Genomic DNA, 10,491 nt, shown 5'->3' on the forward strand with positions numbered 1-10,491 from the left:
TAAGGCATTTGATACACACGGAATAAAACTTGGAAAGGCGTTCCAGTGAATGTGAAAGAGGCGTTGGTAATTCTTAAGGGGTAAAATTCTGCGTTAGGTTTTCAAAATTTGACTGTCTGAGGCGTATGCCGAGTTTCAAATTTTGAAAGCCTGCTTTTAGCAGAATTTTGCCCCTTTAGAATTGACCCGCCGATGGAACCTGAACAGGAACGCCTTTCCAAGCTTTATTCCGGTTCGGGTATCCACAGCCTTCCTGAATTAAATCCCAAGTAAATCTATGCATCGAAGTCTACTTCAAATGTACCTTCCGGTGTCTTCATCGTCAGAACTCCCAGATTAAAATCCTCATCCCGAATCGTAATATGATACTCAAATACCACATCTTCTTCAAATTTTGACAATAATAAATACGTCCCGTTTTCTTTTCCATCGATCTGATCACAGATATCATCATATACATCTGCCCCCGAGATTGGTCTCGAATATCCGGATGCCTTTATTTTTTTTTCAATCAATTCATATAATTCATTCATTTTCTTTCTCCTTTAATCTTCCTGATTATTATTTGTTTTGATCTCATACTCTATTGATTCATAATAATGGTTAAATCACCTTATACCTTAACCATCTTCTGCTATGGAATCTCCATGTAAATATTACTGCACGCACTGTCCAGTCGGCAAACATACCGATCCAGACGCCCATCGTTCCAAATCCCAGAAATCGGATCAGTATCACGCACAGACAAAATCGGCACAGCCACATGACCAGACACGACGTGATCATAGAAAATTTTACGTCTCCCGCCGCACGAAGTCCGTATGCCGGAACAAATGCCAGCGTCCATACAATCGGCTTCACAAGCGTAATCCAGGTTACCATATGGAAACACATCTTTGCACTTGCAGGCTCCATGCCGCCAAGAACTGTCACAGGCCTGGTCAATGCTAATACCAGCAGGCAGCTTACAATGATTGCCACTTCTGCGATCACACTTAATTTTTTTATGTAATAGACCGCCTCATCTTTTCTGTCCGCTCCCATACACTGACCTACAATTGTCATCAACCCTACACCAATTCCGATTGCCGCCATTCCATTCAGATTCTCCAGAATATTTGTCATTGCCTGTGCTGCGATTGCTGTTGTACCTAATGTTGATACGGTAGACTGTATCGCCAGTTTCCCAAGCTGGAACATACTGTTTTCCACACCGGACGGAATTCCGATTCCGAGTATTCTCCGGATCATTGCCCAGTCCGGACGGATTTTCAGGTAATCTCTTACCACGATTGGCTGCCGGTCTTTTCTTAATTGAATCAATACTACCACTGCACAGAATATACGGGAAACCAGTGTAGAGATTGCCGCACCCGCAACTCCCATATGGAAAATCCAGATCATAATTGCATTTCCAACAATATTCATCGCATTCGATATCATGGAAATGAGCATTGGACCCTTCGTATTCTCCTGCGCGCGAAAAATGGATGCCGCCGAATCATATGCCGCTATGAACGGAAATGAAATAGCTGTATAAAAGAAATATGTCTCTGAGGCTCTCATAACGTCAGCTTCTACTGAACCAAAAATCAGGCGCAAAAGCGGTTTCTTAAATCCCAGACATAACACACTGACTGCAATCGAGATGGCCGTGATGATGAATAACACCTGCCTTGCAGATTCATTCGCCATCTTTTTATTCTGTTGTCCGATATACTGTGAACAGACAATTGCTCCTCCTGCTGCCAGTGCCGAAAATGCCTGTATCACAAGAATATTGATAGAGTCCACCAGCGATACTGCCGAGATAGCTGCAGATCCAATATTACTTACCATCATCGTATCTGCCGTTCCCATAATTGAATTCAATAACTGTTCCAGAACGACCGGTATCAGAATACCGGCGATCATTTTATTTGAAAACATATGCTGTTGTTTCACTTTTTCTGTCATCACTTTTTCTGCTCCATAATATGAATGATTTCTTTATCCGTCTGCGCCATCCCCTGATTACCGATCTGTGCCATATGACGGATACAGTCTTCCGGTGTCTCTGCACAGATACCGTCACTCACACGAAGCGGCGCATCATGAACAGCCGTCAGCGCACAAAGCAGGGCTGCTGATGATCCTGTTGCAACCTTCATTGCACAGCCGACCTTTCCGCCGTCACAGATCATTCCCGTTACCGTCCCGGACATATTTCGCACCGCATACCCAAGCTGTTCGTCACTGCCTCCCAGCAGGTAAGCAATTCCTACGGATGCAGCCGTTGATGATGCCATGACACAGGAGCACATCGGTGACAGCTTTCCTATATAAGCATTGATATAACGGTTCACCAGGTGAGCAATTGCAAGCGCACGCACCTTTTTCTCCATTGACACTTCCAATGCATCTGCTGCTTCACTGACCGGCAGGATCACTACCAGACCTTTTGTTCCCGCACCGGAACTGCTCATCGTCGGCAGCGGACAGCCGTCCAGACGGCTCTCGGCTGCCGAACTTACTTTCAGCATAATTCTGGTCAGCAGATCATTCTTCAACACCTCTGAACCTTTTTCACTCCGAAGCGTATCTGCAATTCCTACTCCGACTTTCTTATCTTCGGAATAAGCTGCCAGTCTTTCATTCATTTCCACTCCATCCATCAGGAAATGTAATTCTTCCTCTGAAGCTGTATCTGCAACCTGGCGGATCTGTGCAATTGTCATCTGTTTCAACGCCTCAATCAGAGCATTATCTGATGCCTGTCCGTTTTCCTGATTTTTTTCATATATAATCTTTCCATTTTTCTCCAGATATACAAGATTCGTATGTGTTCCTCTGATGACCGATGTGATCATATCTGCTTCTGTCTTGATCTTACATTTCACATACAATCCCTGCTCCTGCTCTTTCATCTTCACGGATACAGCAGCCATACCGCACAGTTCTTTCATCTGTTCCAGAATTTCCGGTGTGATATCTTCCAGAAGTTCCAGCCCTTTTTCCGGATTCTTAAGATATGCTCCCAGTGCTGCTGCATATGGAAGTCCTACATAATCACAGCCTGGGATTCCTGCCGACATTCCATTTTTATAGATTCCTGCATTTACTTCCACTTCTATCGAGCGGATCTTATTTTCCGTCATTTTCCCTGCATTTGCTGCGCACAGTGCTACACATACCGGTTCCGTGCAGCCAAGTGCCGGAACTACGTCATTCTTTAAAAGTGTAATCATTTCTTCTTTTTTTAACATATCTCTTCCCCAAACTTTTTATTTCGACCAGGTTGGTTCTTCCTCTCCTGTATAGGCAAATCTGCCGTCATTCTTTTCTTCCAGTGCTTTGATCATATGATAGGTATATTCATTATATGGTGTTGGAATCCCCAGTTCTTTTCCCATACGCATCAGCGCTCCGGAAAACATATCGATCTCCGTATGACGTTCTGCATCCAGATCCTGTAATGTGGAATAACGGGCCTTTGGCGGAACCGCACTTCCCCGTCCGGACATTCTGTCCGCTTTACTGATGTCAATTCCTTTCGCTTCTGCAATTGCTTCCAGTTCTTTTTTCAAACCATTCTGAATTGCTTTCATATGTTCACTGTCCCGGTAACAGCCAACACCTGCTCCCAGGATTGCCTGTGGCAGATTATTGCAGACATTCAGACGGAATTTACACCATACTTCTTCTATTGCATATTCCGTTGAGCGGTAATGGATTCCCGTACCGGCAAACAGTTCTTTCACCGCCTTTACCCTTTCACTTTCGTATGGGGCTTCATATTCACCGAAGATGATCCCAAGTGTTGTCTCCGGATCGAAATGATATCCGTCCGCTTCTCTGTGCGACGCTACTTTAATCACAGCCGGAAGAATGTGTGACTTTCCAATCTGTTCTGCGATGATCTCTTCGCTGTCCACGCCATTCATCAGGCTCATTACACTGGTATCTTTTCCAACTATTTTTCGGATGCTTTCCAATGCTCCCGGTAATGCACCATATTTTAACGAAACGATCAGGAAATCCACATTTTCTGCTTCCTCTGGTGTCCACACCTCCGGATGATAGACCTTTCCGTTGATCGCACAGCCCTGACGGCTCAGTCTTTCCTTTCTCTCTCCTTCGGCGATCACACCAAGCTTTATATCTTCACGGTCCGCAAGTCCCCAGATCACATAGGAACCTACCGCACCTGCACCTAATACTGCAACTGATGTTATCTTCATGATTCTTGTCCTTTCATGTTCTGTCTCTGTTAATCCTCAGAATCGACCGCCAGCAACTTCTCTTGCATACTTTTGTATCTACATGACCTGCCACTGGCAGCTCCTTACGAACACATGGCGATACCCAAAAAATGGCTGCAATCAGTTCCCTGACTGCAACCATTTTATCACATTTTTTATACTTCGGTAGGATTATTTCAATTTTCCGTATTCTTCATCGGATACTGCCTCGCACCATTCATTGGAATTCTTTACATCGGTGTTCCTACTTCGATCAGATTGCCATCCGGATCATAGAAACGGACCACCTTCTGCCCCCAACTGTGTGTCATCAGCCGGTTGACATACCTAACATTCGGATACAACTTTTCAAGCTTTCTGGCAAATGCTTCGATATCCGGTTCTTCGAAATATAACTCACTGGAATGATTTTCCGGAATAATATCCTTATTCAGAACTTCTTTCCATATCTTTTCGTCCTGAAGTACCAGGCCTTCCGTTAATATCACATTGCCGTCATTGTCAAGAATTGTATTCAGTCCGAACAGGTCATGATAGAATTGTTTGGAATGTTCGATATCTTTTACAACAATTAATATATTTTTTAATCGCATTTCTTTTCTCCATTATGCATTGACTTTTCCCGGATTTCATTTTCCCTGAGTTTTATTTTATCCAGACTTTATTTTCCCTGCTCTGCCAGATATTCTTCTGTCAAAGCTACGGCATCTGCGATACACTGTGGACAACTGCAGAGAACTTTTCCTGTCTCCACACCTTTTAACTCCCGGCAGATGCAGGAACCATTTTTCTCTTTGAATTTTTCTACTTTGCTTCGGATCTTCTTATATGTATCCCCTTTGGTTCTGGATCCTTCTTCTGTGCCTCCCTGACTGTTATCAAGGCCGATGATCATTGCCATTCCAGACAATGCACCACACATCTCCATCACGCCCATACCCAGACCAAAACCTTCTGCGATACGAAACATATCGTCTTCACTGATTCCGAATTCTTTGCAAAATGTACAGGCTACTGCCTGGGCGCAGTTGCATCCTCTCTGGTGTAATTCTGCTGCATGTTCTGCCTTTGTACTCATATTTCTCTGATCTCCTTTTTGCTTCATTTACTTCCAATATTATTATTTCATAATCAGATTCAACACACCTGTTGACTGCAGGAACAGAATCACCATGATAACCGGCATAATATAACGCATCATCACATTATATAACTTTTTACGTTTGAATTTCTCGCCATTCAGTTCCATTTCCTCTGCAATCCATGACGGCTTCATGATCCAGCCGATCAAAATTGCTGATAACAGCGAAATAAACGGCATCATAAAGCTGTTACTGATGTAGTCCATGATATCCAGAAGCTGTCCTGTACTTCCGTTTGGAAGTGCAACTTCTACATAGAAGATGCTGTATCCAAGTGCGATCACTGCTGTTGCGATAAGGTAGATCACCGATAACACTCTGGTCGTCTTCTTACGCTCTGTGTGAAATAATTCCATACAGTTTGCAGTGATTGATTCCAGTACCGAAATGCAGGATGTCAATGCGGCAAATCCTGCCAGTACAAAGAACAGAATTCCTATCACACGTCCGACCGTTCCCATACTGTAGAATACCTTTGGCAATGATACAAACATCAGTCCCGGTCCCGCTGACATTCCATCCAAACCGGAGAATACGAATACTGCTGGGATGATCATAACACCGGCAAGGAATGCAACTCCAGTATCCATAATCTCAATCTGCGATACTGCCTTATTCAGATTTACATCTTTCTTAACATATGAGCCATATGTAATCATAATTCCCATTGATACACTCAGAGAGAAGAACAGCTGGCTCATTGCATCCAGTGTAATCTGCAGGAAGCGGCCAACCGTAATTCCTGTCAGATCCGGTTTCATATACACCTTAAGCCCCTGCAATCCGGTACGTACTGTTCCGTCATCCAGCGTAGTCTTCAATGTAAGTGAGAAAATTGCAATTCCGATTACCATAATCAGCAGAACCGGCATGATAAATTTCGAAACTCGTTCGATTCCCTCTTCTACACCGTTATATACGATCAATGCTGTCAGCAGCATAAAAATCAATCCATACCACACCGACGATGGTGAAGAAATGAATGCGGTAAAGCAGTCATCTGTTACTGCCTGCTTCCCTGAGCTTTTAAGATAAATAACAATGTATCTTAAAATCCATCCGCCGATAACCGCGTAATAGGTCATGATCAACACCGGAACCAAGAATGTGATCACTCCAAGAAATTTCCATTTTTTCTTCATTGATTCATAAGCATAGATTGCACTTTTGCCTGTCTTGCGGCCAATTGCAATATCCGTAGTCAATAACACAAATCCAACTGTCAGCACCAGTACCAGATAGATAAGCAGGAACAATCCGCCTCCATCTTTTGCCGCCAGATATGGAAAGCGCCAGAGATTTCCCACACCGACTGCGCTTCCGGCAGCTGCAAATACAAATCCAATCTGTCCGCTAAAGCTATTTTTTTGTTTCATACTCTTTTTTCCTCTCATTTTCGTTAATACTTCAATATTTTACCATTAATTCATTTAAAATAAAACAAGAAATTTTGTAATCCATCCCCCCCCTGTCACTGATCTTTCACATCTGAATATACTATAAAGCATAGAATATATTTCCCTGGGAGGATCTTATGAAAAAGTGTATCACCGCTCTTCTTCTACTTTTTACACTATCCGTCACTTCACTTTTGGCATGCACATCCGCTGATAAACCGGAATCTGCGACAGGCAAAACTTCAAAAACTTCAAAATCTATCAATGATAAAAGGACGGATCTGATTCCTGTCACACTGAATGAAGTCGCTCATTCTATCTTCTATGCACCGATGTATGTTGCAATAGAAAAGAATTATTTTGAGAAGGAAGGGATCGACCTTTCTCTCGTGACCGGTTTTGGCGCCGACAAGACCATGACTGCTGTCCTTTCCGGAACAGCCGACATCGGATTTATGGGATCAGAAGCTTCCATTTATACTTATAATGAAGGGGCTCATGATTATGTCGTGAATTTTGCACAGCTCACTCAGCGAGCCGGAAACTTCCTAGTTGCCAAAGAGGATATTAAAAATTTTAAATGGGAAGATCTGAAAGGCAGAAAAGTTATTGGCGGGCGGAAAGGCGGCATGCCTGAAATGGTATTCGAATATATCTTAAAGCAGAATCACATTGACCCAGCCTCTGATCTTACGATTGACCAGAACATTGATTTCGGTTCTACAGCTGCAGCCTTTGCTGAAGAAAAAGCAGACTATGACTTCACGGTAGAATTTGAACCAGGCGCAACCAACCTTGAAAAACAAGAAAAAGGATATGTTGTAGCTTCTCTCGGAACTGACAGCGGATATGTCCCATACACCGCATTCTCTGCAAAGAAAAGTTACATCTCCCAACATCCGGAAATCATTCAGGGATTTACCAATGCTTTGCAAAAAGGTATGAATTATGTGGCATCTCACACTCCGGAAGAAATTGCTCAGGTAATTGCGCCTCAGTTCAAAGAGACGACACCGGATACCATTACAACCATCGTATCCCGTTACTATGAACAGGACACATGGAAGAAGGATCTAATCTTCCGTCAGGAAAGTTTTGATCTTCTTCAGGATATTTTAGAAGATGCCGGAGAACTAAAAAAACGTGCTCCGTATAAGAATCTTGTAACGACAATTTATGCCGAAAAATCCGCAAAAGCAGTTAAAGATACAACGATTTCACATTAATCACAAAAATAATGTTGCAACCATTTCTTTGGTTTGCAACATTATTTTTGACTCTGTCTTCTCCTATTCTCTCTCTGTATCCAAATGCTCTTTCACATAACCACTGACTTTATCTCTCGGCATCTCCATCACCACCGCCAGTTCCCCATACAGGAACTTTTCAGCACTGGACATATATCTCTCATCGATATTAATCGTCTTTTTCCCTGCCTGGATTCTTTCTTTATTTCTCCCATAAGATGTCTTGATCAATGAAACCCATTCTCTGCACTGATTGTGTAATAACGCATTTTTGTACATTGCTTCCCGCTGCTTTTCATTCGTCACACCGATTGTATCAATCTCCGACATCTCTTTGATCAGATTCTCTGCTTCTTCTTTTGTAATTAACTGTCTGATCTGCTCCCTCTTGTTGTCAACCGGTGTATATACCGTTCCGGCTGCATCATATACCGGTTTTAACGTATAATACTCTTTATCCGAACTGCCCATATCAATCTTTCCAATATTTACCACTTCACAGACGCCCTCCTTATAATGCGCCACATAATCTCCTATTCTGAACATTTCTGCCTCCTGTTCTTAACACTTCTCTCATGGTAACTTCTGCAGACGTATGACAACGCTAAAAGGGCGCACAATCCGAAGTTATATCGAACTGCACGCCAACTTTTCTGGTATCGTATTATGAAATTTGTAAACGCGCTGACATAAACTCTTGATATAGCTATTATAACATAACTCTTGATATCAGTGTCAACCAACGTGAAATTTTTTATGCATTTCCAAAAATGAAATTTTAAATTCCACCACCACATTTGGTGGTGGAATTTACTCCCGCACAGTAAAGGTTTACTCTTTCATATAAAAATGGTAAGGTTATCTTTCTTTCTGACAGCAGTAGAAAGAAGGATATCCATGAGTAAATATATTCCAGGAAACCAGAAGCACCTTTCCCTTGAAGACCGTATCTATATCGAAAACGAACTGAACAAGGGAGAAACCTTTAAGAACATTGCCCGCTTTCTTTGCAAGGATCCAACAACCATTTCCAAAGAAGTAAGGGCTCACCGTCTATCCGACTGGTATCACAAAGGTACTTTCTATAATGCCCATAACTTTTGTATTCATCGCTTCCATTGCCGGAAAACCAATGTCTGCGGAAAAATCATTCTCTGCGATGTAAAATGCACTTCCTGCCCCACCTGTAATCAAACTTGCAAGGATTTTGTGAAGGAACAGTGCAAAAGACTGGATAAGGCGCCCTATGTCTGTAATGGCTGCACAAAAAAGATAAATCATTGCACCATCGCCCAGAAATACAGATACGATGCACGTTTTGCTGATAGAAAATACCGTGAAAAGCTTTCCGGTTCCAGAGCCGGTATAAACATGACAAAACATGAATTACGCAAAAAGGATGGCATTGTTTCTCCTTTAATCGAGCAGGGACAATCTCCATATCAAATCATTACCAATCATCCAGAACTGGATATGTCAGTCCGTTCCTTGTACACCTATCTGGATCAAGGTCTGTTTACAGCCAGAAACATTGATTTAAAACGTAAGCCCGGCTTCAAGCCACGAAAGTGCCATAAAACACAGATTACAAACAGAACCGTCTTCGAGAAAAGGTTATTCAGTGATTTTAGTGAGCTGCAGTTATCCTCTTTTGTAGAAATGGATACGGTACACTCATCCAGAGAATCCAACAAGACGTTACTGACCTTTTTCTTCACTAAGGAAAAGCTGTTCCTTGCCTTTCTCCTGAATCGTTGTACTAAAGGCGCTGTCCGGCTTATTTTTGACCGTTTAGAAAAACGTATGGGCACCTATGAGTTCTTATCTGTCTTTGAATATATCTTGACAGACAGAGGTTCAGAATTCGGAGATCCTGTCGCTCTTGAAACAGGACTGGATGAAATTCAGCGTACCAGCATCTACTATTGTGATCCCATGCGTAGCGGACAAAAAGGAGGTCTTGAGCAGGCTCACACCATGCTTCGCATGGTGCTTCCCAAAGGAACTAGTTTTGAATTTTTGACACAATGGGATGTGAATCTAATCGTGAATCACATCAACTCCACTCCAAGGGAAAGTCTTAATGGAAGCACGCCTTATGACGCCGCATTAGAGACACTCGGAAAAGAAACCCTAAACGCATTTCAGCTTAAGCGCATTGACCCTGATTTGGTCAATCTAACGCCTAAGCTGATTCGCTTCAACCATTAACAACCACTTAGAAATCTGCTGTCGGACTGGAAATTAAACTTTCACATTTTCCTCACATGACCGGTGGAATTTAGTCTCGCACACTACCTTCCAGTGGTCCGTTTGTCATACCATCAAATCAGTTTTTTCCAAGAAGTTACTCCTATTATAACAGAAATAAGCGTTTTGAGCTTATAAAACTCTTAGAAAATCAAGAACTTTTAAATGAGTGTGGAATTTACTTCTGCACTGGAATTTACTTTTTCAAGTTAGC

The 10,491-nt window shown here is 42.4% G+C and carries 10 protein-coding genes; 2 read left to right on the top strand and 8 right to left on the bottom strand.

What is annotated here, in order from left to right; all coding sequences use genetic code 11:
- Window positions 1-275 precede the first annotated feature (275 nt).
- The 7 genes from OCV72_RS02760 to OCV72_RS02790 form a co-directional block, all read right to left on the bottom strand.
- Entirely contained in the window at window positions 276-533 is a 258-nt protein-coding gene (locus OCV72_RS02760) for a hypothetical protein (RefSeq protein WP_055281725.1), read from the bottom strand.
- A gap of 70 nt (window positions 534-603) precedes the next feature.
- Window positions 604-1,956 (bottom strand): MATE family efflux transporter, encoded by a 1,353-nt coding sequence (locus OCV72_RS02765; protein ID WP_055281726.1) that lies wholly within the window; start codon window positions 1,954-1,956, stop codon window positions 604-606.
- Window positions 1,956-3,245: an L-cysteine desulfidase family protein gene (locus OCV72_RS02770; protein WP_055281729.1), complete on the bottom strand. Its 1,290-nt coding sequence runs from the start codon at window positions 3,243-3,245 to the stop codon at window positions 1,956-1,958. The genes OCV72_RS02765 and OCV72_RS02770 overlap by 1 nt, the downstream gene beginning before the upstream one ends.
- Window positions 3,246-3,263: 18 nt before the next feature.
- Window positions 3,264-4,220 carry a ketopantoate reductase family protein gene (locus OCV72_RS02775; RefSeq protein ID WP_055281731.1) on the bottom strand — a complete coding sequence of 319 codons (957 nt, stop codon included), beginning with the start codon at window positions 4,218-4,220 and terminating at the stop codon, window positions 3,264-3,266.
- A gap of 251 nt (window positions 4,221-4,471) precedes the next feature.
- Window positions 4,472-4,834 (bottom strand): VOC family protein, encoded by a 363-nt coding sequence (locus OCV72_RS02780; RefSeq protein ID WP_055281733.1) that lies wholly within the window; start codon window positions 4,832-4,834, stop codon window positions 4,472-4,474.
- 68 nt (window positions 4,835-4,902) lie between these two features.
- Window positions 4,903-5,319, bottom strand: a complete 417-nt coding sequence (locus OCV72_RS02785; RefSeq protein ID WP_117598340.1) for a C-GCAxxG-C-C family protein — start codon at window positions 5,317-5,319, stop codon at window positions 4,903-4,905.
- A gap of 42 nt (window positions 5,320-5,361) precedes the next feature.
- Window positions 5,362-6,759, bottom strand: a complete 1,398-nt coding sequence (locus OCV72_RS02790; protein WP_055281738.1) for a sodium-dependent transporter — start codon at window positions 6,757-6,759, stop codon at window positions 5,362-5,364.
- Window positions 6,760-6,917: 158 nt separating this feature from the next.
- Here OCV72_RS02790 and OCV72_RS02795 point away from each other — a divergent pair, with 158 nt between their 5' ends.
- Window positions 6,918-8,006, top strand: coding sequence for an ABC transporter substrate-binding protein (locus OCV72_RS02795; RefSeq protein WP_055281740.1), 1,089 nt, complete (start codon window positions 6,918-6,920; stop codon window positions 8,004-8,006).
- Window positions 8,007-8,069: 63 nt separating this feature from the next.
- On the opposite strand, the gene OCV72_RS02800 is transcribed toward OCV72_RS02795, so the two are convergent.
- A complete protein-coding gene (locus OCV72_RS02800) occupies window positions 8,070-8,573 on the bottom strand; it encodes a CarD family transcriptional regulator (RefSeq protein ID WP_055281743.1) in 504 nt (167 codons plus the stop codon).
- Window positions 8,574-8,924: 351 nt separating this feature from the next.
- On the opposite strand from OCV72_RS02800, the gene OCV72_RS02805 reads away from it, so the two are divergent.
- Complete coding sequence (locus OCV72_RS02805; RefSeq protein WP_022293574.1) at window positions 8,925-10,238, top strand: IS30 family transposase; 1,314 nt, start codon at window positions 8,925-8,927, stop codon at window positions 10,236-10,238.
- Window positions 10,239-10,491 lie beyond the last annotated feature (253 nt).

This window comes from Dorea amylophila, from assembly GCF_025567265.1.
Taxonomy (GTDB): domain Bacteria; phylum Bacillota; class Clostridia; order Lachnospirales; family Lachnospiraceae; genus Dorea_A; species Dorea_A amylophila.

Coding starts and splice junctions, on each gene's coding strand:
- OCV72_RS02795 (WP_055281740.1), top strand. CDS start 6,918: ATGAAAAAGTGTATCACCGCTCTTCTTCTACTTTTTACACTATCCGTC.
- OCV72_RS02775 (WP_055281731.1), bottom strand. CDS start 4,220: ATGAAGATAACATCAGTTGCAGTATTAGGTGCAGGTGCGGTAGGTTCC.
- OCV72_RS02790 (WP_055281738.1), bottom strand. CDS start 6,759: ATGAAACAAAAAAATAGCTTTAGCGGACAGATTGGATTTGTATTTGCA.
- OCV72_RS02765 (WP_055281726.1), bottom strand. CDS start 1,956: ATGACAGAAAAAGTGAAACAACAGCATATGTTTTCAAATAAAATGATC.
- OCV72_RS02800 (WP_055281743.1), bottom strand. CDS start 8,573: ATGTTCAGAATAGGAGATTATGTGGCGCATTATAAGGAGGGCGTCTGT.
- OCV72_RS02805 (WP_022293574.1), top strand. CDS start 8,925: ATGAGTAAATATATTCCAGGAAACCAGAAGCACCTTTCCCTTGAAGAC.
- OCV72_RS02770 (WP_055281729.1), bottom strand. CDS start 3,245: ATGTTAAAAAAAGAAGAAATGATTACACTTTTAAAGAATGACGTAGTT.
- OCV72_RS02760 (WP_055281725.1), bottom strand. CDS start 533: ATGAATGAATTATATGAATTGATTGAAAAAAAAATAAAGGCATCCGGA.
- OCV72_RS02780 (WP_055281733.1), bottom strand. CDS start 4,834: ATGCGATTAAAAAATATATTAATTGTTGTAAAAGATATCGAACATTCC.
- OCV72_RS02785 (WP_117598340.1), bottom strand. CDS start 5,319: ATGAGTACAAAGGCAGAACATGCAGCAGAATTACACCAGAGAGGATGC.